The organism is Streptomyces sp. NPDC001219, assembly GCF_053597915.1.
In genome coordinates this window covers 66,995-92,912 of record NZ_JBSFJF010000025.1, presented here as the reverse complement: position 1 = coordinate 92,912, position 25,918 = coordinate 66,995, and the positions used below count along the sequence as shown (strand labels likewise).

Annotated in this window: 19 protein-coding genes and 2 tRNA genes; 4 read left to right on the top strand and 17 right to left on the bottom strand. The window is 72.1% G+C overall.

Going from position 1 to position 25,918, the window contains the following annotated elements; all coding sequences use genetic code 11:
- Positions 1-251 precede the first annotated feature (251 nt).
- Complete coding sequence (locus ACWC9R_RS18620; RefSeq protein WP_450732786.1) at positions 252-2,141, bottom strand: AMP-dependent synthetase/ligase; 1,890 nt, start codon at positions 2,139-2,141, stop codon at positions 252-254.
- Positions 2,142-2,462: 321 nt separating this feature from the next.
- Complete coding sequence (gene lepA, locus ACWC9R_RS18615) at positions 2,463-4,337, bottom strand: translation elongation factor 4 (protein ID WP_450732784.1); 1,875 nt, start codon at positions 4,335-4,337, stop codon at positions 2,463-2,465.
- A gap of 438 nt (positions 4,338-4,775) precedes the next feature.
- On the opposite strand from lepA, the gene rpsT reads away from it, so the two are divergent.
- Together rpsT and ACWC9R_RS18605 are read left to right on the top strand one after the other, a co-directional pair.
- Positions 4,776-5,042: a 30S ribosomal protein S20 gene (gene rpsT, locus ACWC9R_RS18610; RefSeq protein WP_018088219.1), complete on the top strand. Its 267-nt coding sequence runs from the start codon at positions 4,776-4,778 to the stop codon at positions 5,040-5,042.
- Positions 5,043-5,597: 555 nt separating this feature from the next.
- The gene (locus tag ACWC9R_RS18605; protein ID WP_450732781.1) at positions 5,598-6,479 is read left to right on the top strand and encodes a hypothetical protein; all 882 of its coding nucleotides are present in this window, start codon (positions 5,598-5,600) and stop codon (positions 6,477-6,479) included.
- A 453-nt stretch (positions 6,480-6,932) separates the two neighbouring features.
- Here ACWC9R_RS18605 and holA read toward each other — a convergent pair whose 3' ends face one another.
- Positions 6,933-7,916, bottom strand: coding sequence for a DNA polymerase III subunit delta (gene holA, locus ACWC9R_RS18600; RefSeq protein WP_450732779.1), 984 nt, complete (start codon positions 7,914-7,916; stop codon positions 6,933-6,935).
- A 136-nt stretch (positions 7,917-8,052) separates the two neighbouring features.
- Here holA and ACWC9R_RS18595 point away from each other — a divergent pair, with 136 nt between their 5' ends.
- Positions 8,053-8,289 carry a hypothetical protein gene (locus ACWC9R_RS18595; RefSeq protein ID WP_450732815.1) on the top strand — a complete coding sequence of 79 codons (237 nt, stop codon included), beginning with the start codon at positions 8,053-8,055 and terminating at the stop codon, positions 8,287-8,289.
- A gap of 186 nt (positions 8,290-8,475) precedes the next feature.
- Here the strand turns inward: ACWC9R_RS18595 and ACWC9R_RS18590 are convergent, their stop codons facing one another.
- From ACWC9R_RS18590 to ACWC9R_RS18550, 9 genes are all read right to left on the bottom strand, one after another.
- The gene (locus ACWC9R_RS18590; protein WP_450732777.1) at positions 8,476-9,285 is read right to left on the bottom strand and encodes an arylamine N-acetyltransferase family protein; all 810 of its coding nucleotides are present in this window, start codon (positions 9,283-9,285) and stop codon (positions 8,476-8,478) included.
- Complete coding sequence (locus ACWC9R_RS18585; RefSeq protein WP_450732813.1) at positions 9,285-9,764, bottom strand: RrF2 family transcriptional regulator; 480 nt, start codon at positions 9,762-9,764, stop codon at positions 9,285-9,287. The genes ACWC9R_RS18590 and ACWC9R_RS18585 overlap by 1 nt, the downstream gene beginning before the upstream one ends.
- Before the next feature lie 38 nt (positions 9,765-9,802).
- Positions 9,803-12,742 carry a ComEC/Rec2 family competence protein gene (locus tag ACWC9R_RS18580; protein ID WP_450732775.1) on the bottom strand — a complete coding sequence of 980 codons (2,940 nt, stop codon included), beginning with the start codon at positions 12,740-12,742 and terminating at the stop codon, positions 9,803-9,805.
- Complete coding sequence (locus ACWC9R_RS18575) at positions 12,739-13,461, bottom strand: helix-hairpin-helix domain-containing protein (RefSeq protein WP_450732773.1); 723 nt, start codon at positions 13,459-13,461, stop codon at positions 12,739-12,741. The genes ACWC9R_RS18580 and ACWC9R_RS18575 overlap by 4 nt, the downstream gene beginning before the upstream one ends.
- Before the next feature lie 709 nt (positions 13,462-14,170).
- A complete protein-coding gene (locus ACWC9R_RS18570; RefSeq protein ID WP_450732771.1) occupies positions 14,171-15,016 on the bottom strand; it encodes a DegV family protein in 846 nt (281 codons plus the stop codon).
- A gap of 368 nt (positions 15,017-15,384) precedes the next feature.
- On the bottom strand, positions 15,385-16,245 hold the full coding sequence (locus tag ACWC9R_RS18565) for a hypothetical protein (protein WP_450732769.1): 861 nt from the start codon (positions 16,243-16,245) through the stop codon (positions 15,385-15,387).
- 251 nt (positions 16,246-16,496) lie between these two features.
- Entirely contained in the window at positions 16,497-19,394 is a 2,898-nt protein-coding gene (locus ACWC9R_RS18560) for a leucine--tRNA ligase (protein ID WP_450732767.1), read from the bottom strand.
- Between the two features lie 303 nt (positions 19,395-19,697).
- Positions 19,698-21,656: a S53 family peptidase gene (locus ACWC9R_RS18555; RefSeq protein ID WP_450732765.1), complete on the bottom strand. Its 1,959-nt coding sequence runs from the start codon at positions 21,654-21,656 to the stop codon at positions 19,698-19,700.
- Between the two features lie 359 nt (positions 21,657-22,015).
- Positions 22,016-22,088 (bottom strand) — tRNA-Ala (locus tag ACWC9R_RS18550).
- A gap of 153 nt (positions 22,089-22,241) precedes the next feature.
- Here ACWC9R_RS18550 and ACWC9R_RS18545 point away from each other — a divergent pair.
- Positions 22,242-23,582 (top strand): glycosyltransferase 87 family protein, encoded by a 1,341-nt coding sequence (locus ACWC9R_RS18545; RefSeq protein ID WP_450732763.1) that lies wholly within the window; start codon positions 22,242-22,244, stop codon positions 23,580-23,582.
- A 212-nt stretch (positions 23,583-23,794) separates the two neighbouring features.
- On the opposite strand, the gene ACWC9R_RS18540 is transcribed toward ACWC9R_RS18545, so the two are convergent.
- The 5 genes from ACWC9R_RS18540 to rsfS all read right to left on the bottom strand — a co-directional run bounded on the left by ACWC9R_RS18540 (position 23,795) and on the right by rsfS (position 25,767).
- Positions 23,795-24,028: a hypothetical protein gene (locus ACWC9R_RS18540; RefSeq protein ID WP_362606849.1), complete on the bottom strand. Its 234-nt coding sequence runs from the start codon at positions 24,026-24,028 to the stop codon at positions 23,795-23,797.
- A gap of 3 nt (positions 24,029-24,031) precedes the next feature.
- On the bottom strand, positions 24,032-24,271 hold the full coding sequence (locus tag ACWC9R_RS18535) for a hypothetical protein (protein ID WP_450732762.1): 240 nt from the start codon (positions 24,269-24,271) through the stop codon (positions 24,032-24,034).
- A gap of 226 nt (positions 24,272-24,497) precedes the next feature.
- Positions 24,498-24,570 (bottom strand) — tRNA-Ala (locus ACWC9R_RS18530).
- A gap of 112 nt (positions 24,571-24,682) precedes the next feature.
- Positions 24,683-25,336 (bottom strand): histidine phosphatase family protein, encoded by a 654-nt coding sequence (locus tag ACWC9R_RS18525; RefSeq protein WP_450732811.1) that lies wholly within the window; start codon positions 25,334-25,336, stop codon positions 24,683-24,685.
- Positions 25,333-25,767: a ribosome silencing factor gene (gene rsfS, locus ACWC9R_RS18520; protein ID WP_362606851.1), complete on the bottom strand. Its 435-nt coding sequence runs from the start codon at positions 25,765-25,767 to the stop codon at positions 25,333-25,335. Before rsfS ends, ACWC9R_RS18525 begins: the two co-directional genes overlap by 4 nt.
- Between the last annotated feature and the right edge of the window lie 151 nt (positions 25,768-25,918).

Genomic DNA, 25,918 nt, shown 5'->3' with positions numbered 1-25,918 from the left:
CGGATGCGCCAACGACAGAGTGACAGAACGAGCGCGGACATAAGCGCCGAGTCACAGAAGTACATGGTCGCGGCCACCAATTCGGCTGACGCCGGGCGGGAGTTGGCCGAGGTGCGGAGAGCGGGCCCGGGGAACCCCGCGGGGACGGGAAAGGGCCGCCGCGGATTCCCGCGGCGGCCCGGACTCCCCCGTACGCACGCGGCGGTACGGGGCGGGCCCTCGGACCCGTCCCGCACCACCGCGCCGTACCGCTACGACTCGCGCGCCCCCGCGTACATCTCGTCGAGCAGGTCCTTGAACGTCCGCTCCACCACCGGCCGCTTGATCTTGAGGCTGGGGGTGACCTCACCGTGCTCGATGTCCAGGTCACGCGGCAGCAGCCGGAACTTGCGGATCTGCTGCCAGCGCTGGAGCCCCTCGTTGACCCGCTCGACGTAGCCGTCGATCAGCTCGCGGACCTGGTCGGTGGCGACGACCTCGGCGTACTGCCTGCCGCCCAGGCCGTGCTCCGCCGCCCAGGTCATGATGGTCGGCTCGTCGAGGGCGATCAGCGCGGTGCAGAAGTTCCGGTTGGCGCCGTGCACCAGCACATTGGAGACGAACGGACAGACCGCCTTGAACTGGCCCTCCACCTCGGCCGGCGCGATGTACTTGCCGCCCGAGGTCTTGATCAGGTCCTTCTTGCGGTCGGTGATCCGCAGATAGCCGTCCGGGGAGAGCTCGCCGATGTCGCCGGTGTGGAACCAGCCGTCCTCCTCCAGGACCTCGGCGGTCTTGTCGGGCAGGCCGTGGTAGCCCTGCATGATGCCGGGGCCGCGCAGCAGGATCTCGCCGTCCTCGGCGATCCGCACCTCGGTGCCGGGCAGCGGCTTGCCGACCGTTCCGGTGCGGTAGGCCTCGCCGGGGTTGACGAAGCTGGCGGCGCTGGACTCCGTCAGGCCGTAGCCCTCCAGGATGTGGATACCGGCGCCGGAGAAGAAGTAGCCGATCTCCGGCGAGAGCGCGGCCGAACCGGAGACCGCGGCGCGCAGCCGGCCGCCGAACGCCTCCCGCAGCTTGGCGTAGACGAGGGCGTCGGCGACCTTGTGCTTGGCGGCGAGCGCGAACGGCACGGAGGTGCTGCCGGTACGGCGGAAGTTGTCCTGCGAGACCTTGGCGTACTCGCGGGCCACCCCGGCTGCCCACTGGAAGATCTTGTACTTGGCGCCGCCGCCCTCCCGGGCCTTGGCCGCGACACCGTTGTAGACCTTCTCGAAGATCCGCGGCACGGCCGCCATGTAGGTCGGCCGGACCACCGGCAGATTCTCGATGATCTTGTCGACCCGGCCGTCCACGGCGATCACCTGGCCGGTCGCGATCTGGCCGGCGGTGAGCACCTTGCCGAAGACATGCGCCAGCGGCAGCCAGAGGTACTGCACGTCCTCCTCATGGACCAGGCCCGTCGACTGGATCGCGCGGGCCATGTACGACCAGCAGTCGTGCGGCAGCCGGACGCCCTTGGGACGGCCGGTGGTCCCGGAGGTGTAGATGAGCGTCGCCAGCTGGTCGGCGCGCAGTGCGGCGATCCGCTCCTGGACGCACTCCGGGTGCTCCTCCAGATAGGCGGTGCCCCGCTTCTCCAGCTCGGCGAGGGTGAGCACCCAGCCCTCCGGATCGCCCTCGGCGGGCTCAGCGCCCGCCTCGTCGATGACGACGACATGCGCCAGCTCGGGCAGCTCCGCCCGCCGCTCGCGGACCTTGGCGAGCTGCCCGGCGTCCTCCGCGATCAGCACCCGGCTGCCGGAGTCGGCCAGGATGTAGGCGGTCTCCTCGGTGTTGGTGCTGGGGTAGACCGTGGTGGTGGCGGCGCCGGAGCAGAGCACGCCGAGGTCGGCGAGAATCCACTCGACGCGGGTGTTCGAGGCCAGCGCCACCCGCTCCTCGGGGTGGACGCCGAGCGCGATGAGCCCGGCGGCCACGGCGTTGACCCGCTCCGCGGCACCGGCCCAGCTGATCGCCTTCCAGTCGTCCGGCCCCTGGCCCGAGGACGGCGGGACCGGATAGCGATAGGCCTCGTTGTCGGGCGTGGCCGCCACCCGCTCCAGGAAGAGGTGTGCCACCGAGGGCGGCCGGTTTTCGATCAGCGTGTGGGTGTCCGTCACGGCGTCCTCCGGGGCCCGCTTCGTTGCTGGTGACTCGCGAGTAACCTTTGAGCAGTGATCAGACTAGAGCGCGAGGCGCCGACACGTAAGGGGCTGCGACCTACTGGTTCACGTTGTGACCGGTGCGATAGGTGTACGTAGCACACACAATGCCCGATAGTGCGCCGCGCCGCTCCCCCACACCAGACCACACCCGGCGGGCCGGAACACGCCCTGCCGGGCGCCCGGCCGCGCGTTCACCCCGGCGCCCGGCGGGAAAGCCGACAGGGCGCCGGCCCCGCCATGGGGACCGGCGCCCTGTCGCCGTCGCGCGGCCGCGCGCTACTTCTTGGCCTTGGCGTCGCCGTCGGAGTCCGAGGACAGCACCGCGATGAAGGCCTCCTGGGGGACCTCCACGCTGCCGACCATCTTCATCCGCTTCTTGCCTTCCTTCTGCTTCTCCAGCAGCTTCCGCTTACGGGAGATGTCACCGCCGTAGCACTTGGCGAGGACGTCCTTGCGGATGGCGCGGACCGTCTCACGGGCGATGACCCGGCTGCCGATGGCCGCCTGGATCGGCACCTCGAAGCTCTGCCGCGGGATCAGCTCCCGCAGCTTGGCGACCAGCCGCACGCCGTACGCGTACGCCTTGTCCTTGTGGCAGATCGCGGAGAACGCGTCGACCTTGTCGCCGTGCAGCAGGATGTCGACCTTGACGAGGTCGGCGACCTGCTCGCCGGTGGGCTCGTAGTCCAGCGAGGCATAGCCCCGGGTCTTGGACTTGAGCTGGTCGAAGAAGTCGAAGACGACCTCGGCGAGCGGCAGCGTGTAGCGGATCTCGACCCGGTCCTCGGAGAGGTAGTCCATGCCGAGGAGGTTGCCGCGGCGGTTCTGGCACAGCTCCATGATCGCGCCGATGAACTCGCTCGGCGCCAGGATCGTGGCCCGGACGACCGGCTCGTGCACCTTGTCGATCTTGCCCGTCGGGAACTCGCTCGGGTTGGTGACCTCGTGCTCGGTGCCGTCCTCCATGTCCACGCGGTAGACCACGTTGGGGGCGGTGGCGATCAGGTCGAGGCCGAACTCGCGCTCCAGGCGCTCGCGGATGACCTCCAGGTGCAGCAGGCCGAGGAAGCCGACGCGGAAGCCGAAGCCCAGGGCCGCGGAGGTCTCCGGCTCGTAGACCAGCGCGGCGTCGTTGAGCTGCAGCTTGTCCAGGGCGTCGCGCAGCTCCGGGTAGTCCGAGCCGTCCAGCGGGTACAGCCCCGAGAACACCATCGGCTTGGGGTCCTTGTAGCCGCCCAGCGGCTCCTGGGCCCCCTTGTTGAGCTGGGTGATCGTGTCACCCACCTTGGACTGCCGGACATCCTTCACACCGGTGATCAGATAGCCGACCTCACCGACGGACAGCCCGTCGGCGGCCTTCATCTCCGGGGAGTTGGTGCCGATCTCCAGCAGCTCGTGCGCGGCGCCGGTCGACATCATCCTGATGCGCTCGCGCTTGCTGAGCGTGCCGTCGACGACCTTCACGTAGGTCACGACACCGCGGTAGGCGTCGTAGACCGAGTCGAAGATCATCGCGCGGGCGGGGGCGTCCTTGACACCGACCGGGGGCGGCACCTCACGGACGACCTTGTTCAGCAGCTCGGCCACGCCGACGCCGGTCTTGGCTGAGACCCGCAGCACGTCCTCGGGCTCACAGCCGACCAGGTTGGCCAGCTCGGCGGCGAACTTCTCGGGCTGCGCGGCCGGCAGGTCGATCTTGTTGAGGACGGGGATGATCGTGAGGTCGTGCTCCATCGCCAGGTACAGGTTGGCGAGGGTCTGGGCCTCGATGCCCTGGGCGGCGTCGACGAGGAGGATGCAGCCCTCGCACGCGGCGAGCGACCGGGAGACCTCGTAGGTGAAGTCGACGTGGCCCGGGGTGTCGATCATGTTGAGGATGTGGGTCGTGCCACTTCCCTCTTCACCCTCGGAGGGGTCCCAGGGCAGCCGGACCGCCTGGGACTTGATCGTGATGCCACGCTCGCGCTCGATGTCCATGCGGTCGAGGTACTGCGCGCGCATCTGCCGCTGGTCGACGACACCGGTGATCTGGAGCATCCGGTCGGCGAGCGTCGACTTGCCGTGGTCGATGTGCGCGATGATGCAGAAGTTACGGAGGAGGGCCGGATCGGTACGGCTCGGCTCCGGCACGTTCGTAGGGGTCGCGGGCACGCAGGGTCCATTCAGTGAACGCGGGTAGGCGGGACTCGGTTGTGTGACGTCACCCCCATCGTCCCATGAGCGAGGGGCTCGGTCCGGTTTGGGCGGGGGCGGGGGTGGGATCGGGCGGTTGTGGGGGGCTTCGGGGGTGGTGCCGGAGGCTTCGGTGAGCGGTGTCGTGGGCTTCGGTGAGCGGCTTCGCGGGGTGGCGGGTCGGTGGGGGTGGGGCGTGGCCGGTCGGCGCGGGCCGGCGTGGCGGGTGGGCTCGGGCCGGAGTGGCGGGCCGCAGGTCAGAGGGTGGTCGCGGGGTGGCCGGGCGGCGGGCGCGGGGTGGGGCCGGTCCGGTTTGGGAGGCCGTGGACCGTGCTGGTAGCCTGGTCCACTGCGCTTCGTGCCCTCTCTCGTACGAGGCGCCACTCGAAACTCCAACGAACCTGAAAAGGCTCTTTCGTGGCGAACATCAAGTCCCAGATGAAGCGGATCAAGACCAACGAGAAGGCTCGTCAGCGCAACAAGGCTGTCAAGTCCACTCTGAAGACCGCGATCCGTCGCACCCGCGAGGCCGTGGAGGCCGGTGACCTGCAGAAGGCCACCACCGCCCAGGCCGCCGCTGCCAAGACGCTCGACAAGGCCGTCAGCAAGGGTGTCATCCACAAGAACGCCGCCGCCAACAAGAAGTCGGCGCTGGCGAAGAAGGTCGCGTCCCTCAAGGGCTGACCTTCCTCCGGAGGAAGGTCCTCGGCCCGTCCGGGCCTGATCTTCGTTCCACCGCAGTACCCGAGCAGTAACCCTGCCGACAGGGACCCAGCGGCCCCTCTCTCCGCTCCCTGACCGGTGCACCACCGCGCCGCACACGGCCTGCGTTCGCCACGCGGGTGCGGCGCACCCGGCTCACCCGGCGGCAACCACCGCCGACGAAGCCGCAGCAACTTGATACGAAGACCCCGCCTCGCCCCTTCCCCAGGGGTGAGGCGGGGTCTTTGTCGTGGCGTGTCGGGGGCGACGGGGCTGTTGGGCCGTGGGGCGGCCGGTCGGGGTTGGTCGGGGCTGGTCGGGGCTGGTCAGGAGCGAGGCGATCAGGGCGTGGGGCGCTGGGGTGACCGGGCCGTGGGACGGCTGCTGGGGCTCTCGGCCGGCTCTGCCGACAGGTTCTGTCGGCAGGTTCTCCTGGCGGGTGCGGCGGGTTTCGATGGGTTCCGGCTGGATCTTGGCCGGTTCTTGACTGGTCCTCTTACCGGGTTCGCTGTCGGCGGGGTCCGCTACGCTGCGGCCATGTCGATATCGGGGGATCAGAACAATCCGTACGGCCAGGCGCAGCCACACGCCTACGGCCAGGTTCCGGCACCGCAGAATCCGGTGCCCGCCCAGCAGAATCCCTACACGCAGCAGAGCTCGCCACAGGGCCCGCCCGCCGGATACGGCTATCCGGCGCCCGGCGCGCCCTTGGGGGCACCCGGCGCTCCGGACGGCGCGGGCCGCGGCACGTCCGGCTGGGTCTGGGCGATCGGCGGAGCCGTCGCCGCCTCCGCGATCTGGGGCTCCGTGCTGTTCGCCACCGGCGGCTTCTCCTCCGAGCCCAGCCCCGACCTCGCGGGCTACGGCTACACCAGCGACCTGTGCGCGAGCACCTCGATGACCCCGTTCGAGACCGCCGGCTTCCAGACCAAGGAGGGCACCGGCACGACCTCGAAGAACGCCAACCCGCAGCACAGCGGCGCCCAGCAGACCTCGTTGGACACCATGTGGTGCAACGCCTCCCTGGAGAAGAAGGGCGCGAGCGGCCCCGACTACGCCTCGACCTGGCTGTACAACACCGCGACGCTGCACAAGAAGTCCGATCCGGCCCCCGAGTTCGCCGACAACTACCGCTCCTACGAGAAGCAGGACACCTCCGTCGGCTACCGGGTCGAGGCCGTGTCGGGCCTGGGCGACGAGGCGTTTCTGGTGACCCGGAAGAACGACGGCAGCACCGGCTCCGGCTCGTATGTGCTCCTCGGCGTCCGGGACGGCTGGCTGACGTACCAGTCGACCTGGTCGAGCTATACGTCGAGCCGCAGCTCCGCCAAGCCCCCGACCGACGACGAGGTCGCGACCATGCTGAAGACCAGCGCCAGGGAGACACTGCAGCGACTGCAGAACTCACGGTCCCGGTAGGGGGGTCAGGGGGCACGGCCCGCGGGTTTGGTGAAGGGGGCGTCGGCTGCGCGGCGTCGCGGTTTCGGTAGAGGGTGCGGGTTCGGTGGGGGCTCTCGTCGGGTTCGCGTCGGCGCGGTTTCGGTGAGAGGACTCAGGGGCCGGGGGGGCTCGTGGGTCTCGCCGGGTCTCGCGGTCTCCGTGAGGGCTCGTGGAGCCCGGTGGGTCATGGTGCCCGGCGGATGCCGGTGCCCGCAGGTCACGGTTCCCGGCGAATCAATGGATCAACGGCCAACGGGCCAACGGGCCGCTCGGCTCACGGAGTTGATGAGTGCACGCCTTCACCGGCACGGGCACTGCGGCCCCTTGGTTCGCCGGGCAGCGGACGCGTAACCGCCGCTGCCTCACCACTGCCTCGCCACTGCCGTCAGGTGGCTGCCGCCGCTCACCCGCGCCGGGGCGCCGGCTGCCGCCTCACCGCGACCGGGCCGCCCGCGCGATGGTCACGACGGCCTTCTCCAGCGCGTACTCGGGATCGTCGCCGCCGCCCTTCACGCCAGCGTCGGCCGCCGCCACCGCGCGCAGTGCCGTGGCGACACCGTCCGCCGACCAGCCGCGCATCTGCTGCCGTACCCGGTCGATCTTCCAGGGCGGCATGCCCAGATCGCGGGCGAGGTCGCCGGGGCGGGCGCCGCGGGGGGCGGAGGCCAGCTTGCCGATGGCGCGGACGCCTTGGGCCAGCGCACTGGTGATCATGACCGGGGCGACGCCCGTGGCGATCGCCCAGCGGAGCGCCTCCAGCGCCTCGGCGGCACGCCCCTCGACGGCACGGTCCGCGACGGTGAAGCTCGATGCCTCGGCCCGGCCCGTGTAGTAGCGCGCGACGACGGCCTCGTCGATCGCGCCCTCGACGTCGGCGGCCAGCTGTGCACAGGCCGACGCCAGCTCACGCAGATCGCTGCCGATCGCATCGACCAGCGACTGGCAGGCCTCCGGCGTCGCGGAGCGCCCGGCCGTACGGAACTCACCCCGAACGAACGCCAGCCGGTCGGCCGGCTTGGTCATCTTGGGGCAGGCCACTTCCCGCGCCCCGGCCTTACGGGCGGCGTCCAGCAGACCCTTCCCCTTGGCGCCGCCGGCGTGCAGCAGCACCAGCGTGATCTCCTCGGCGGGCGCGCCGAGATACGCCTTGACGTCCTTGATGGTGTCCGCGGACAGGTCCTGGGCGGCCCGCACCACGACGACCTTGCGCTCGGCGAAGAGCGAGGGGCTGGTCAGCTCGGCGAGGGTGCCGGGCTGGAGCTGGTCGGGGGTGAGGTCGCGCACATCGGTGTCCGCGTCCGCCGCCCGGGCAGCCGCCACCACCTGCTGCACCGCGCGGTCCAGCAGCAGGTCTTCCTGGCCCACCGCGATCGTGACGGGGGCGAGCGGGTCATCGTGAGCTGTCTTCCTGGCCATCGCGGTCCAGCATCCCACGTGCCACTGACAACCCGGCCCGGCCGCTCCCCGGCCCCTGCCGGTCCGGACCACCCGCCCGCTGTCGGACAATGGCCCGGTGAATGACGCAGCCCCCCACCACCCCGAGGTACGACCTGTGCGCCACGTCCTGGTGCTGCCCGACCGCGACGCGGCGGAGGAGGTAGCCGAAGCCCTGACCGAACACTTCGGTGTCACCGAGGAGCCTCAGCTCGTACGGGACGCCCTGGCCGGTGAGGACGACGCCGAGGACGCGCAGTGGCTCGTGGTCGTGGAGGACCCGGACGCCGTACACGACCCCGAGCGGCTGCACGACCTGGCAGCGGAGCACGAGGGCTGGCGCGAGGCCGAGTAACGGCAGGCCACACGCGCCCGGCGGACGTCATAGCAACAGACCGCGCGCCGGTCGGACGGGGCGGTGGACGGCCCGCACCCCGGCGGACGAGGCAGGGACAGGCCGCCCCCGGTGGACGAGGCAGCAACGGTCCGCTCCCCTGGCGGCCAAGGCAGCTACCAGCCGGGGCGAGCGGGCGACGCGGCTCTACGGGCGGCCCTGGCCTCCCGCCCCGGGCAGTGGCACCCCACCCACCACGGGCTCCCGGTCCAGCACGATCCCGAAGTGCTCCCGGTAGGCGGCGAGGATCTCGTCTGCGTCCAGCCGGCGTTCCTCACGGGCACCGGCCGGCCCGGTGGTGACGAACGTACGGCCGGAGAGCGTGATCCGACCGGTCTCCGTCAGCCGTGAGCACACCAGGGACCGGGTGAAGTGCGACTCCGGCGAGGTCCGGTTCCACCAGCAGCCGACCTCGAAGTCCCGGTATGCGCGCGGACGTTGCTCCAGGCGGTACTGGCGCGAGCCGTCCCTCAGGACATCGAGATCGCCCTCCTCCGTCTCCTCGATCCGGAACACCCCGCCGGGATCGGTCTGCTCGGCACGGCTGCCCCAGCGCAGCGGGAAGTGGCTGTGCCTGCCGAAGCCGACGTCCGCGAGCCATGGCCCGTCCGGTGTCCGGACCCGCAGCGCGAGGTGGTCATACGGAATCCCGAGCTTCCCCTCGGCGCCGAACACGCGGGCGGCCAGCAGCTCGACCTCGTATCCGAGCGCGCCCAGCAGCATGGCGAACGCACCGTTGAGCTCGTAACAGAAGCCGCCGCGCCGGGCACCGACGATCTTGCCGAGCAGCGGCTGCTCGGCCAGCACGATCTCCTCTCCGAGATGGATGGAGAGGTTCTCGAAGGGGACCGTCCGCAGATGGCTGAGGTGCAGCGCACGCAGCGCGTCGGCGTCGGGGGAGGCGGGCCGGCGGGCGCCGATCCGCTCCAGGTAGGCGTCAGTGGCAGCGGTGTCCATCAGGTGTGCGTCCTCTCCGCAGCGAACCAGCGGCGGGTCCGTTCCGCCGCTGAGGCGGGTGTACCGGCCAGGACGTCGGCAAGGGTCTGCGCGGCCAGCTCACGCCGCCAGGCCAGCTCGGCCTTGCGCATCGCCGTGGAGATGCCACAGGGCCGCCCGAACTCCCTGCCGGACGCCGTCGCGCCGACTCCCTGCCGTCGGATCTCGGTACACCGGAAGACATCGTCGGTGCCCTCGATCGCCGCGACGACGTCCATGAGGGTGATCCGCTCCGGCGGCCGGGCCAGCTGGAAGCCGCCCCGCGCGCCGGGGGAGGAACTCAGGACCCCGGCCCGGGCCAGCGCCTGCAGCCGCTTGTTCAGGTAGGGCGCCGGCAGGTCGAAGGAGGCCGCCAGCCGGGCGGTGGAGACGGGGCCGTCCCCTTCGAGCCAGGCCAGCGTCACACAACAGTGCAGGCCCCACTCGACGCCTTCACTCATCCTCACAACCTGGAGTCTACAGATCCTGATTTGACGCTTTACCTCCATTTGTCCGGCTGTGATGGCCTGCGGCCGCGGCCGCTGCCACCTCTGTGGCGTGTGCGGCCTCTGCGGCTGCCACCAGGCGGGGCGCGGGGACGCCTCTTGGGACGCCTCCTGGGGCGGCGGTTGCCTGCCGTCCGCACACCGGCTCCGCGCGCGCCGACTCCGCGCACGTTGGCTCCGCGCACACCGCGCTGCGGGCGGGCCCGGACTCTCGGGCCGTCGGCCGGGCGGTCGGTGACTCGGTGGCCGGTGACCGTGGCGGACAGCCCGGCCGTGGTGCCGAGGACCGCGATGGCGCCGTCGGTGTCCGTACGCAACACCCGGGCGCCCTGGGCGCGGAGCGCCGCGACGGTACGGGGTGCCGGATGGCCGTACGGGTTGTCGGCGCCGCAGGAGATCAGCGCCAGACGCGGCGCCAGCCGGTGCATCAACGACGGGTCCTGGTAGCCGGAACCGTGGTGTGCCACCTTCAGGACATCGACGCCACCAAGCTCGGGATGCGCGGCGAACAGCCCCTGCTGCGCGGGCGGTTCGAGGTCACCGAGCAGCAGGATGGTCAGCCCTCCCGTACGGACGAGCAGGGTGACGCTGGCGTCGTTGGGACCGTCGAGGTCGCCGGGGTCGGCGGGAATGCTCGGGCTGCCGGGATTGTCGGGACCGCCAGGGCGGGGAAGGCCCGGTGGCGGGGCGGGTGGCCACAGGACCTCCCAGGTCAGCGGCCCCAGACGGCGGCGCTCCCCCGGTGTGGCGCGGACGACCGGCACCCGGGCCGCGGCAGCCGTGGCATGCACGAACTGCGCCTGCCCCGGAGGCTCTTGCAGCGTCGTGGTCTCGATCGCGCCGACCGCACGCCCACGGAGCGCCCCCGGCAGCCCGTCCACATGGTCGGCGTGGAAGTGCGTCAGGACGAGCAACGGGATGCGGCGCACACCCAGGTCGGTCAGGCAGCGGTCGATGGCCTGGGGCTCGGGCCCGGTGTCCACCACCAGCGCCGTACCGTCACCGGCGGCCAGCACCAGGCCGTCACCCTGTCCGACGTCGCAGACCACGGCGCGCCAGCCCGGCGGCGGCCAGCCGGTCAGCGCACGGGTGAACGGCGCGGGGCGGCACACCGCCAGGATCAACGCCAGCGCGCAGAGCACACACAGCCAGGGACGGCGCAGCACCCTGCGCCCGACCGGCACCAGCACCAGCGTGGCGGCCGCCAGCGCCAGCCCACCGGCCCAGCCGCCGGGCCAGGCGAACTCCGCCCCCGGCAGCGCCGCTCCCGTACGGGCGACACCGGCGATCCACTCGGCGGGCCAGCCCGCGCACCACGCCACCGCCTGGGCGACCGGCGGCACGAGCGGAGCGGCGGCGAGGGCCGCGAAGCCCAGGACCGTCGCGGGCGCCACGGCCAGTTCGGCCAGCAGGTTGCAGGGCACGGCGACCAGGCCCACCCGGGCCGCCAGCACGGCGACGACCGGTGCGCAGACCGCCTGGGCGGCGGCCGCGGCCGCGATCACCTCGGCGAGCCGGGGCGGCACCCGGCGCCGTTGCAGTGCGGCGCTCCAACGCGGCGCGAGCAACAGCAGCGCGCCGGTGGCCAGGACGGAGAGCAGAAAGCCGTAGCTGCGGGCCAGCCACGGGTCGTACAGAACCAGCAGCAGGACAGCGGCGGCGAGCGCGGGGAGCAGGGAACGGCGGCGGCCGGTGCCGATCGCGAGCAGGGTGATCAGCCCGCAGGCGGCGGCCCGCAGCACGCTCGGGTCCGGTCGGCACACCACGACGAAGCCGAGAGCGAGCGCGCCGCCGATGACTGCCGTACCGCGCAGGGACAGTCGCAGACGCGGTGCCAGCCCACGGCGCTCGGCGCGGCTCGCGAGATGCGGCGGTCCGACCAGCAGCGCGAGCACAATCGTCAGATTGCTGCCGGACACGGCGAGCAGATGCGTCAGGTCGGTGGCACGGAACGCGTCGTCCAGATCCGGCGGTACGCGCGAGGTGTCCCCCACCACGAGGCCCGGCAGCAGCGCACGGGCATCGGGACGCAGTCCGCCGGTGACCTCCCGCAGCCCGGCACGCAGACTCCCCGCCAACCGCTGCAGCGCGTCCGGCTCCCGCACCTTGACCGGCGGCGCATCGCCCGTGACCCGCAGCACGGCGGCCACCTGGTCACCCGACGACAGCGGCGGCGCAGCACGCGCCGCGACCCGAATCCGCGTCGACGGCAGCAATCCCCGCCACGCCGACGCGATGCCCCCACCGGCGTCGGCACGGCGGTCGGCTCCGTCGTGCCCGCTCCCTGCGCCGCCTCCTCCACCGGGCTGCTGTACGACCACCAGGGCCGGTGTGCGGACGGCGGTGACCTCACCGTCCGGCGCCGTGACACGGACGGCGTCGACCGTGAACACCAGCACCGGGGGCGTCCGTTGGGAGCCCCGCACCTTGGGGCGGGTCAGCCGTGGATCACCGGTCACCTCCAACTCCACCGTGGCCCGCGCGTACTGCTTCGCCAGGGCGGGCAGTGGCCCCCGTCGCAGGTCCGAGGCATGCAGTGCGGCGGAAGCGGCCCCCGCCGCGGCACACAGCAACACCGCGGCCAGGGCCACGAGCCCACCGGCCGACCGGAGGCGCGAATCTCGGCGACGGGACGGTTCAGCGCCTTCCCCGCCGGCCCGAGGACCAGCACCGGGGTGCCGCCCCTCCCCCGGTTCACGCTCGGCCCGGCGCCGCACCGCAGCGGCCCGTAGCGCGACGGCCGCGAGCACCACGGCCACGCCACAGGCCGCTGCCACTCCCCCACCGGAGACACCCAGACCGATCGCCGCGGCCGCCCAGGCGCCCAGCGCGGGCGCGACAAGGCGCAGATCGGCGGGGCCCTCCTGATACGGGTCCGAGGCGCCGTGCGGCGATGCCGCCGTGGCGTGCACGGTGGCGCGGGGGCCGGTCATGGCACCACCAGGGGGCGCAGATCGGCGAACCGGCGGTCACCGATACCAGTCACCTGGCGGAGCTGGTCCACGGAGGTGAACCCACCGTGCTGGGTGCGGAATTCAACGATGTGACGGGCCAGGACGGGCCCCACTCCGGGGAGGGCGTCGAGCTGCTGCTCGGTCGCGGTACTGAGACTGACCGGTCCGCCCGGACCGCCCCCGGCACTCGGCGCCCCACTCCCCGTCCCCCCGGCCCCCACGTCAGCGGCCCCCGCACCGCCCCCGGCCCCACCACCGGGCGCACCGACCACGATTTGCTCGCCGTCGGTCAGCAGCCGCGCCCGGTTGAGCCCGCGGATATTCGCCCCGTGCAGCACACCGCCCGCGGCCCGCAGGGCGTCGACCACCCGCGACCCCGCCGGCATCCGCTGGATTCCCGGGTGCCGGACCTTGCCCGCGACATCGACGACCAGCTGCCGCCCCGTACTGCCCGGCGGGCCATTAGCCGCCGCAGTGGCGGTCGACGAGGCGGACGGCGGCTGCGGTGCCCGCGGCCCAGGGCCGGGCGCCCCTCCGGCCCGTTCGGCAGCCGGGGCCCGTACCGGCTCGGGGCGGCCCGTCCAGAAGTGCTGCACGGCGAACCCCACGGCCACCACGAGCACCAGGACCAGGGCGGCGAGCGCCTTCGGGTCGGTGCCACACCGTAACTGCACCCACAACGGGAGCCGTTCGCGCACGGCACACCACACCCGCTCCCCACGGCCTCTCCCCGGCGGATCGTGCCCAGGAGACGGCGGACCGGCCTCGACGGCAACCCCCACGTCGCCGAAGATCGCCGCCGCCCGGGCCCGTACCCTCTCGCGATCCTGCTCCCGCCGATCCGGCGCAGACGACGCGGATGGCGGGGATGGCAGGGATGACGCGAACTCCGCAGGTGACCCAGGTGCCCCAGATAACTCAGGTGCCCCAGGTGACCCAGGTGACGCTGACCAGGCAGGCGGCGCGGACGACGAGACGGAAGGACCAGATGTCACCGATGAGTCGGCGGAGCCGGATGGACGCCCAGCCCCCGGAGAAGCCAACGGATCTGCACGCCCCGAAGCATCCGACCCACCCGGCAGCGATAACGACTCCGCCCCGGCCGACACCCCCAACGGCTCCAGCCCCGCTGCCGACGCCACCGCTGCCGCCGGGCCCGGCCCCGGAAGCGACCCCAAAACCGACCCCGGAACTGGTCCCGGAACCGAATCCGAGGCCCACCCCGGCACCGCCCCCGGCCCCAACGCCCCTGCCGAGCCCGCACATCCCCATGACGCAGATCGATAGAAGTTCATACCGACCGACGCTAAGCACCCCGCGCAGATCCCGCCGAACGGCCTCAAATCCGGTGGACAGAGCCTCAGTTGTGGATAACTCCGTCACCCACAGGACACCCCTCCGCCCCTCTCACCGCGGCGAGACCACAACCCCCAGCAGCCCTGGCCCCGTATGCGCGCCGATCACCGCGCCCACCTCGCTCACATGCAGCTCGTTGAGCCCGGAAACCCGCTCCCGGAGCCGCTCCGCCAGGGCCTCCGCGCGCTCCGCCGCGGCGAGATGCTGCACCGCGATATCGACCTGGCCCTCGCCCGCCCGCTCCGCGGCGATCTCCTCGAGCCGCGCGATGGCCTTGGAGGCCGTACGGACCTTCTCCAGCAGCTCGATCCGCCCGTCGGCCAGTTGGAGCAGCGGCTTGACCGCGAGCGCGGAGCCGAGCAGCGCCTGCGCCGCGCCGATCCGGCCACCGCGGCGCAGATAGTCCAGCGTGTCGACATAGAAGTAGGCGGAGGTGCCCGCCGCACGCTTCTCCGCGGCGGCGACCGCCTCGTCCATGCTCCCGCCGGCCTCCGTCGTCTCCGCGGCCGCGAGGGCGCAGAACCCGAGAGCCATCGCCACCATTCCGGTGTCCACGACATGCACGGGCACCGGAGCTTCCTGCGCCGCGAGCACCGCCGCGTCGTACGTGCCGGAGAACTCCGAGGAGAGGTGGAGCGAGACGATGCCGCTCGCGCCGGTCGCCGCGACCTTGCGGTAGGTCTCCGCGAACGTCTCGGGGCTGGGCCGGGAGGTCGTCACGGGCCGCCGCTTCTGCAGCGCCTGGGCGAGGGATCTCGCGGAGATTTCGGTGCCCTCTTCCAGGGCCTGGTCCCCCAGGACGACGGTCAGTGGTACGGCCGTGATGCGGTGACGCTCGACAGCCGCCCGCGGCAAGTAGGCCGTGGAATCGGTGACGATAGCGACATGGCGGGACATGACAGGGAGGTTATCCGGGGATACGGATGCCGCACAGTGCGGGCCCCTCCCCAAGATCCTCCAGGTTTACCCAAGGCTCTGCCAAGAGCCCACCGCAAGACGGCGCCGAGGCCTGGAGCCGATGACCACCTGGGGCCGGTGCCTGGGACCGCGCGACCGCGTCAACCCTCTGCCGTCCCACTCGTCCTCGATCCTCCCACGCGTCCCCCTCAGCGCCCCCAGGGACTGGAGAGGCCCAAACCCGCCGGGACGGCCCCTTCAGCTGGTTCTCCACTGGCTCTCCGCGGGCCTCACCGGGTTCTCTCCCGGGGCCCCGCCCCGCCCCCACCCCACCCCTCGCCCCTCCCCCTGCCCCTGCCCCTATCGCCTCATCTGGTCGTGTCCTCCGTCCGCGGAGCCTCCGTCCGCTGTGCCTCGGGGCGCGGGGTCTTCTGCCACGGGTAGGACGGCTGGGTGCGCGGGTCACGGGCGGTGATGGCCGGCGGGTCCTCGGGCGTCGGGCCCCAGGAGCGGGGCTCGGTCGCGCTGTCCGGCCGGGCGGCGGGGTTCGAGGGGCCGCCGGCGGCACCGGCCCGTGCGGGCCCCTGCGGCTGCTGCCCTCCCGCCGGGCTCGCCGGCTCTCCCGGTCCCGCGGCGTCCGCACGGCCCGGTACGGGGTCGCGCAGGGGGTCCGCGACGTCGTCGACCCGGGTCCAGTGGCGCAGGGCCCCGGACTCCACATCGATCTGGTCGCTCAGGGAGGCCAGGTCGTCGTCAGCGAACTTGCGTGCGCGGTCGCGTGCGGCCCAGCGCAGCGACTCCGCGGAGTGGGTGATCCGCTCCAGGCGCTCCCGGAGGTCCGGGAGGCGGGTGGCGATGGTGGCGCGGTCGGGTTCGCGTTCGAGCCGCTTCAGCTCGTCGTCCAGCTCGTGGCCATGGGCGCTGAGCCGCTCGAAGAGGCCGATGGCCTCGCTGAGGGAGGCGTCGTCCGGCGATCCCCCGTAGAGCACCTCCTGGGTGGAGCGCATGGAGGTGCGCAGCGAGAGCCGCAGCTGCGCCAGTTCGCCGACCACGCCGGGCTGGGCGATCTGGCGGGCCCGGAGGGTGGTGTCCTCGACGGTACGGCGGGCGTGGGCGACCGTGCGGTCCACTCCGCGCTTGGCCGCCTGGACCGCCTTGACCGTCACGAAGACCCCGGCCAGAACGAACAGCACGAAAAGCAGTCCGATGATGGCGGCGGCGGCTTCCATGGCTCTCCCCAGAACGTGTCGGCGGCGCCGGTTTCCGGCCCGCGCCCGGTATCTCCACGGTAAACGGCTCGGGCAGGTCGCGGGTTCCGGAAGAACCCCCAACCTGCCCGTAGGGGAAACCACCCATGGTGCTCGCGGAGCACCGGCGGTGCGGGCCGAACGGTCTCCCGGTCGGCCCGGTGCGGCAGCGGCGGCGTCCCCAGCGCTCCGCTGCCGGGCGCCCGGGAACAGTCCCGGGCGCCGCCGACGGACTACGCCGGCACGATGTTCACCAGCTTCGGCGCCCGGACGATGACCTTCCGGATGCCCGCGCCGTTCAGCGCCGCGACCACGGCCGGCTCGGCCAGGGCCGCCGCCTCCAGGTCGGCGTCGGAGATCGACGGGGCGACCTCCAGCCGCGCCTTGACCTTGCCCTTGATCTGAACGACGCAGGTCACGGTCTCGTCCACGACGTACGCCGGGTCGGCCACCGGGAAGTCCGCGTACACCACGGAGCCGGTGTGGCCCAGCTTGCGCCACAGCTCCTCGGCGATGTGCGGCGCCAGCGGGGCGATCAGCAGCACCAGCCGCTCCGCGACCGTGCGCGGGACGGGGGTGCCCGCCTTGGTCAGGTGGTTGTTCAGCTCGGTGACCTTGGCGATGGCGGTGTTGAAGCGCAGGTTCGCCATGTCCTGGGTGACGCCGTCGATCGCCTTGTGCAGGGCGCGCAGGGCGGCCTCGTCCGGCTCGCCGTCGACGACGGTGACCTCACCGGTCGCCTCGTCGACGACGTTGCGCCACAGGCGCTGCAGCAGCCGGTACTGGCCGACGACGGCCCGGGTGTCCCACGGGCGCGACACGTCCAGCGGGCCCATCGCCATCTCGTACAGGCGCAGGGTGTCGGCGCCGTACTCGGCGCAGATCTCGTCCGGAGTGACGGCGTTCTTCAGGGACTTGCCCATCTTGCCCAGGACGCGGCTGACCTTCTCGCCCTGGTAGTAGTAGCCGCCGTCACGTTCCTCGACCTCGGCGGCCGGGACGGCGATGCCGCGGCTGTCCCGGTAGACGAAGGCCTGGATCATGCCCTGGTTGTACAGCTTGTGGAACGGCTCGGAGGACGAGACGTGGCCCAGGTCGTGCAGCACCTTGGACCAGAAGCGGGCGTACAGCAGGTGCAGTACGGCGTGCTCCTGGCCGCCCACGTACAGGTCGACGCCGCCGGCCGGCTGCCCCTCGCGCGGGCCCATCCAGTACTGCTCGGTCTCCGGGTCGACCAGTGCGTCGCTGTTGTGGGGGTCCAGGTAGCGCATCTCGTACCAGCACGAACCCGCCCAGTTGGGCATGGTGTTGGTCTCGCGGCGGTAGCGCCTGATGCCGTTGCCGTCGCCCAGGTCCAGGTCGACGTGGACCCAGTCCTCGTTGCGGGACAGCGGGGTCTCCGGCTGGGTGTCGGCGTCGTCGGCGTCGAAGGTCCGCGGGGAGTAGTCCTCGACCTCGGGCAGCTCCAGCGGCAGCATCGACTCGGGCAGTGCGTGCGCCACCCCGTCCTCGTCGTAGACGATCGGGAACGGCTCGCCCCAGTAGCGCTGCCGGCTGAACAGCCAGTCGCGCAGGCGGAAGTTGACGGTGCCCTCGCCGATGCCCTCGCCGGCCAGCCAATCGGTGATCTTGGCCTTGGCCTCGGTCACCCCCAGGCCGTTCAGCGAGATGTCCGCACCGGCGGAGTTGACGATCTTCGCGTCGTACGAGGCGAAGGCGTCGTCCCAGGTGGACGGGTCGGTGCCGCGGTCGTCCGACGGCTCGACCACACAGCGCATCGGCAGCTCGAAGGCGCGGGCGAAGGCGAAGTCACGGCTGTCGTGCGCGGGCACGGCCATGATCGCGCCGGTGCCGTAGCCCATCAGGACGTAGTCGGCGATGAAGACCGGGACCTGCTCGCCGCTGACCGGGTTGGTCGCGAAGGCGCCGGTGAAGACGCCGGTCTTGTCCTTGGCCTCGGCCTGGCGCTCGACGTCCGACTTGGAGGCGGCCTGCTTGCGGTAGGCGGCTACGGCGTCGCCGGGGGTGGCATGGCCGCCGGTCCACACGTCGTGGGTGCCCTCGGGCCAGGCGTCGGGGACGATGGAGCCCGCGCCGTGGCCGTTGTCGGAGCCGGCGACCAGCGGGTGCTCGGGTGCCAGCACCATGTACGTCGCGCCGAACAGGGTGTCCTGGCGGGTGGTGAAGACGGTGATCTTGTCATCGCCCACCGGGAAGTCGACCCGGGCGCCCTCGGAGCGGCCGATCCAGTTGCGCTGCTGCAGCTTGATGGCCTCCGGCCAGTCCAGCGCGTCCAGGTCGTTCAGCAGCCGGTCGGCGTAGGCGGTGATGCGCATGTTCCACTGGCGCAGCTTGGCCTTGAAGACCGGGTAGTTGCCGCGCTCGGAGCGGCCGTCGGCGGTGACCTCCTCGTTGGCCAGCACCGTGCCCAGGCCGGGGCACCAGTTGACCGGGGCGTCCGAGGCGTACGCCAGGCGGTACTCGCCCAGGACGTTGGCCCGCTCCAGAGCGGTCAGCCCGCTCCAGGCCCGGCCGTCGGGGGTGTCGCGGGTGCCGGCCTCGAACTGGGCGACCAGGGTGTCGATCGGGCGGGCGGCGTCCGCCTCCGGGTCGTACCAGGAGTTGAAGATCTGCAGGAAGATCCACTGGGTCCACTTGTAGTACGCCGGGTCGATCGTCTCGACCGAGCGGCGCTGGTCGTGGCCCAGGCCCAGGCGGCGCAGCTGGCGCCGCATGTTCACGATGTTGGCCTCGGTGGAGACCCGCGGGTGGGTGCCGGTCTGGACGGCGTACTGCTCGGCGGGCAGGCCGAAGGCGTCGAAGCCCAGGGTGTGCAGGACGTTGTGGCCCGTCATGCGCTGGTGGCGGGCGTAGACGTCGGTGGCGATGAATCCCAGCGGGTGCCCGACGTGCAGGCCGGCGCCCGACGGGTACGGGAACATGTCCATGATGAACTTCTTGGGGCGGGCCGCCGTCTCGGCGTCGCCGGCCAGGTCGCCCTTCGGGTTCGGGGCCTCGTAGGTCCCGTTCGCCTCCCAGAAGTCCTGCCAGCGTGCCTCGATGTCGGCGGCCAGCGCGGCCGTATAGCGGTGCGGCGCTGCGACCTCGGCAGCGGTGGTCGTCTCGCTCATCGTCCTCAAAGCTCCATCGATCGTCTCTGCCAGCGGAAACGCGCCAGATCTCCGGCACGCCGGAAACAAAAAGACCCCTCGCACAGGAGGGGAAGCCGCGCCGATTCCGACGGGTTCTGTCAACCGTCGGTACTGATCAGCGCGGCCCGCTAAGCAGAAGGCGTACGGCACGCATGGCGTCAGGGTACCGCAGGGCGTACGGGGCCCGCGCTGAGGATTACCCCACCACGGGCCCCGCACCCTGTTACCCCGCCCTCCTGCCGCCGCACCACCGGGCGGGGAAGGAAGCGGCGCGCCCTGGCCTCAGGGGCGGTAGGAGCTCACATAGCCGGCGCCCGGCGTGCCCACGCCGGTGACGTCGTCGTAGCCGACGACCGCGCGCAGGGAGCTGTCCTTGCCCAGGCTGCGCAGCGAGGTCGTGGTGCCCTTGCTCGCGTCGGTGCCGTTGACGTAGTCGACGCGGACGACCGCCAGGTCGCGGCCCGCGCCGAGCGGGTGATCGGTGACGTCGTGGTAGGCGCCGGTGCCGTAGCGCTGGTAGATGCCGGGGTTGGCGAAGCCGACGGCGACGCCGTGCCGGGCCTGCTGGGCGAGCGCCTGGACGCCCGCGATCACCGGGGCGGCCAGTGAGGTGCCGCCGATGCGGTACTCGTCGTAGCCGAGCTTTCCGTCCGGCAGGGTCTGGGTCTGGCCGACCAGGAAGCCGGTGTTGGGGTCGGCGACCGCGGCGATGTCCGGCACGGTGCGCTTCGCGCCGCCGCCGTTCGCCTTCGCGAGTCCGTCGGGGACGACTCCGCGCTGGTAGAAGGGCTGCGCGACGGTCTTGCTGGTGCCGCCGCCGGCGCCGCCGCTGTAGGCGCCGGGGAAGCCGGTCCAGTCGTTGCCGTCCTTGGAGAGCACCGCCTTCCGGGTGCCCCAGCCGGTCTCCCACTGGTAGGCGTCGTGCCTGCCGACGGCCAGGGAGGTGCCGCCGACGGCGGTCACCCAGGCGGAGTTCGCGGGGGTGTCGACCTGCTTGGTGCCGGTGTTGTCGACCTCGTCACCGTTGTCGCCGGAGGAGAAGTAGAAGCCGATGCCCTGGACCGCGCCCTGCTGGAAGATCTGGTCGTAGGCGGCGGCCACGTCCGGGGTCTCGTTCGCCTCGATGTCGCCCCAGGAGTTGGAGACGATGTCGGCGAGGTGCCCGTCGACGATCTTGCCGAGGGAGTCGAGCAGATCGTCGTCCATGCAGGAGGCGCCGCCGACGTAGACGATGTCGGAGTCGGGGGCGACGGCGTGGACGGCCTCGACGTCGAGGGTCTCCTCTCCGTACCAGCCGGCCGCGCCGCACTCCTTGACGTGCGTGTAGTCCTCGGGCAGGACCTGGGAGAGCTGGCCCCGGCGGTAGCGGGGGTCGCCGTTGCGGGCGGCGTAGGTGTCCGCGTCCTTGGCGATGGTCGGCGAGGCGTAGGCGTCGGTGATCGCGACGGTGACGTTCTTGCCGGTCCACTTCTTCGCCCCGTAGGCGGCGCGGAGCTGCCTGCCGGTGTAGCCCTTGACCGCGTACGGCGCCTTGTGTCCGTAGGCGGACGGCAGCGTCTTGTCGGTACGGGAGCCGTAGTACGAGGAGAACGGGCCGGCGTTGCGGAAGACGCCCTCCGGCGGCGGCAGTTCGCCGGAGTGGTGCTTGGCCAGGCGCGGCGCGTTGTCCAGGCCGGTGACCGTCAGTACCGCTCCGGCCAGGGAGCCGGGCGCGGAGGCGGTGGCCGACGGGGCGTGGTAAGTGTGCCCGCCTTTGCGGTAGTTGTGCAGGTCGGTGGCGAAGGCGCGCTCGGCGGCGGCCGCGTCGCCCCTGACCGTCAGATAGCGGTTGGTGGTGCCGGTGATCTTCAGGCCGGACTTCTTCAGCCAGTCGGCCACCTGGGTTATCTGGTGGTGCGTGGCGCCGTAGCGGGCGCGCACCTGGGCGGGGCCGAGGTACTTCCCGTACGCGGCGGAGTGCGGGTCGGACACGGCGCGGGCGTGGGCCGCGAGGCCCTTGGCGTCGCGGCCGGCCAGGTAGACGCGGGCGGTGACGGCCGTGGAGGCGGCGGTGGCGCCCTGGTCGGCCTGCCGGGTGGCCCATCCGGGCTTGGTGCCCTGCAGGGCGTGCCGGCCGCCGTCGTGGCCCGCGGCGTCGGCGGCGGGTGCGCCGAGCGCGAGCGCGCCGGCGACCAACGGCAGCGTCGCTGCCCAGGCCAGGCCGGCCCGGGCGCGCGGTGATCTGGTGCGGCTTGCTCTCATGTGACCCCTTGGGTGGCGATGCGGTGCGCTGCGGGGTACCGCGCTGCGCGGCGTGCCGGTGCGCGGCACCGCACGAGCGGTGGAGGCGTGAGATGTCACGTTCACGCGATGCGCCACTCTTTCGGTGAACCGTTCATGTCAGGGACATGCGATCACCAAGATGAGCCCAAGGAACGACAAGGACTGGTCAGGAATGAGCACGAAGCGGACAGCCAACGCGTCATGACGGAAGCGCCCCTGACCGACTGTCAGCGCGGACCCGGAGGAACTCCCCACCGGTCACGGACCCCCGGGGCACCCGGTCCGCACACGCACGACGAAGCAGGCCGCCCGTATCGGACGACCTGCTCCGTTCGCTGTGGAGCTAAGGAGAATTGAACTCCTGACCTCCTGCATGCCATGCAGGCGCTCTACCAACTGAGCTATAGCCCCGTGTTCTGTTTTCCGCCCGGTTCCCCGCTGCGGCATCGCCTACATTACACGGACCTCCCCGGCTTTCGCCAAATCGTTCTGCCGGGGCCCTCCGGTGCGACGCGCGGTACTGTCGGCGGCCTGTGCCCGATACGTCCTGGGGAGTCGTACGCCGTGACCGCGCTGGAGCTGGAGCAGTCCGCCGACGCCGGCGGCACCCGCCCCGGCGGGGGCCTCGTCCGCCGGCACCCGACCCTCGCGGCGGCCCTCGGCTGCCTGGTCTCCTTCGCCGTCTTCTGGACCGTGCAGCGCCTGCTGCACGTGACGATGATCGACCTGATGGTCTACCGCGCCGAGGGCTTCACCGTCCGCGACGGCGCGTCCCTCTACGACATGGTGGCGACCTCCGCGCACCTGCCCAACACCTACCCGCCCTTCGCCGCCCTGCTGTTCACCCCGCTCACCCTGCTCGGCGTCCCGGAGATGCGCACCCTCGCCACCGCCGGCAACCTGCTGCTGCTCGTCGGCGTCGTCCACCTCTCGCTGCGGCTGGCCGGCCTGCCCCGGCGGCTGCCGCGGCCCGCCGCGGCCTTCGCGGTCTCCGCGCTGCTGGTGTGGTGCGAGCCGGTCTGGACGACGCTGCGCTACGGCCAGATCAACCTGCTGATCGCCGTGCTGGTGCTGTGGGACCTCACCCGCAGGGACGGCCGGCGGCTCGCGGGGATCGGCATCGGGATCGCGGCCGGCATCAAGCTGACCCCGGCGCTGTTCGCGGTGTTCCTCGCGCTGGCCGGCCTCGTGCGCGCCGGGCAGCTGCTCCGCTCCGGCTCGGGGCTCCGTGCCGCCTGGAACCCCTGGCTGCGTCAGGCCACCGTCGCCACCGCCACCTTCCTGGCCACCGCGCTGCTCTCGGCGCTCGTGCTGCCCCGCGACTCCCACCGCTTCTGGACCGAGACCGTGTACGCCGCCGACCGGGTCGGCGAGGTGGAGATCACCGCCAACCAGTCGCTGCGCGGTGTCCTCGCCCGGCTGCTGCACACCCACGACCCGGGCGCCTCCTGGGCCGTGGCCGCCGGTCTGACCGGGGTGATCGGGCTGGCGCTGGCGGTCGGGGCGCTGCTGCGTGGGCAGCGCGCCTGGGCGGCCGTCGCCTGCGCGGCGACCGCGCTCCTGGTCAGCCCGATCTCGTGGTCCCACCACTGGGTGTGGTGCGTACCGATGCTGGTGCTGCTCGGCTCCGAGGCACTGCACCGGACGGGCACCGCGGCCCGCCGCCGGTGGGTGGCGGCCGGCGCACTGGGGCTGCTCTTCTGCTCGTTCGCGCTGTGGTGGGTGCCGCACCGCTGGCACCAGCACGAGGAGCTGCACCAGAACGGCCCGCAGATGCTGCTCTCCGCCGGCTATCCGCTCGCCGGCCTGGCGCTACTGGCGCTGACCGGGGCCCGGCTGTGGCGGCTCAGAGGGGCGGGGCGGAGCGCCGCGCACCCGTCCGGCGACGCCGGCAGCGGTGGCTGAACCGTGCGCCCGCACGGCGGAATTGCGCGGGAACGGTCCCCTCTCGGCCACAACGTCCGCTCCGCCGACGTCAGTTCCGCCTGACCGGAGCCGCCCAGAACCGCCCGGAATTGCCCGCAGTTGCCCCGAACCGTCCGCGACACACGGCTGCCTGAGGCCGCGTCAAGGAGAAGGCCGGCTCGTTCGCCGGCCCCGGGGGCACGGCGGCCCGCTCAGGACGTGGCGAACGAGTAGAAGCGCTTCAGCGTGCAGTGTTCGTCCAGCAGTCGCCCGTAGATCGGCTCCCCGTCGAGCTCCCGGTAGGTCTCGATGGGGTCGCCTTTTATGACCAGGGCGCGGGCGCATTCCTCGCACCAGTACTGGTAGTCCGTGTTGACGGGTTCCATGTCCCGGACGATCGGCGTACCGCTGCCGCACCAGTCACATTTCCTGCTGTGGGCGCCCATCCATCAGCTCCAACTGTGGCCGCAGGCCGTACAAACGAAGGAAACGCCCCCGTTGTCGCCCAGCACCTGTGCGACATGGGAGGAGCCGCACGAGGGGCACTGCAGGGCAGTGCCGTCGCTGCTGCACACGGGGCCGTCAACGGGGCAGGTGAAACGGAGCGCGTACTCCGGGAGCCAGTCATAGCCCTGCGCCTCGGCCACATCGAGCAGGTCGTTGACCTCCTCGAGGATGCTCGTGGGCATCGCGATCTCTCCTCCCCTGCCGGCGCCGTCCGATTCTGCCACGGACCGGGTGCCGGGTCAGGCCCGCCTTCGCGCCACCCTGGCCGAGGACAGTGCCCCTCCGCCGCCCCGGCGAGAGTGCCCGCCACCGGGGCGGCGACGGCGTTCCGGGCGGGGCGCCCCGTACGGCGGCCCGTACAACGCAGAAGATCCCGCCTCCGCGAGGGAGACGGGATCATCCGGGTTGTGGAGCTAAGGAGAATTGAACTCCTGACCTCCTGCATGCCATGCAGGCGCTCTACCAACTGAGCTATAGCCCCGGGTCTTGTTCCGCTCCTCCGGGTTTCCCCCGGCGGCGCCGCGAACAAGAAGAACTTTAGCCTGCGACCTGCCCAGATGTGAAATCCGGTCGGCCGGGGCCGCCCGGCGGGCTCAGTCGTCGTCGCCGAGCACCGGCTCCGGCAGGGTGCCGGCGTTGTGTTCCATCAGGCGCCAGCCGCGCGCGCCCTCGCCCAGCACGGACCAGCAGCAGTTCGACAGACCGCCCAGGCCCTCCCAGTGGTGGGCCTCCAGGCCGAGCAGCCGCCCGATGGTGGTGCGGATCGTGCCGCCGTGGCTGACCACGACCAGGGTGCCGTTCTCGGGGAGCTTGTCGGCGTGGTTGAGGACGACCGGGGCGGCCCGGTCGGCGACCTCGGTCTCCAGCTCGCCGCCGCCGCGGCGCACCGGCTCCCCGCGCTTCCAGGCGGTGTACTGCTCGCCGTACTGCGCGAGGATCTCGTCGTGCGTCAGCCCCTGCCAGGAGCCCGCGTAGGTCTCCCGCAGGGCCGCGTCATGCGTCACCTCGAGCCGGGTCAGGGCGGCCAGCTCGCCCGCCGTCGCCGCGGCCCGGCGCAGGTCGGAGGCGACGATGGCGTCCGGGGTCAGGGCGGCGAGCAGCCGGGCGGCGCGCCGCGCCTGGGCGACGCCCGCCTCGGTCAGCTCGATGTCCGTCGAGCCCTGGAAACGGCGCTCCAGATTCCAGGCGGTCTGGCCGTGGCGCCAGAGGACGATGCGGCGACCCTGGCCGCTCTTGGTGGCGTTCAGAGCAGCTCACCGTCCTGTTCGCCGGCCGTGGCCTCGGCGTGCGCGGCGGCCTTGCCGCGGGTGGCCTTGGCCTCCTCGGGGAGGTCGATCTCGGGGCAGTCCTTCCACAGGCGCTCGAGCGCGTAGAAGACGCGCTCCTCGCTGTGCTGGACGTGCACCACGATGTCGACGTAGTCGAGCAGCACCCAGCGGGCCTCGCGGTCGCCCTCACGGCGGACCGGCTTGGCACCGAGGTCCTTGTTGAGGCGTTCCTCGATCTCGTCGACGATCGACTTGACCTGGCGGTCGCTGGGCGCCGAGGCCAGCAGGAAGGCGTCGGTGATCGAGAGGACGTCACTGACGTCGTACGCGATGATGTCGTGCGCGAGCTTGTCGGCGGCGGCCTGGGCGGCGGCGTTGATGAGCTCGATGGAGCGGTCCGTGGCGGTCACAAGCGGCTTTCCGGTTCGAGGGCAGCCTCTCCGGCCGGGCAGGGGCGCCGGCGCGCTGCGGAACCGCGGTGCGCGCCGCAGTCCCCATGGGCAACCGGATCGGCGGTCAGGTACCCCTCAAGGGTCTCACGGACCGCCGACACTCCCGGCT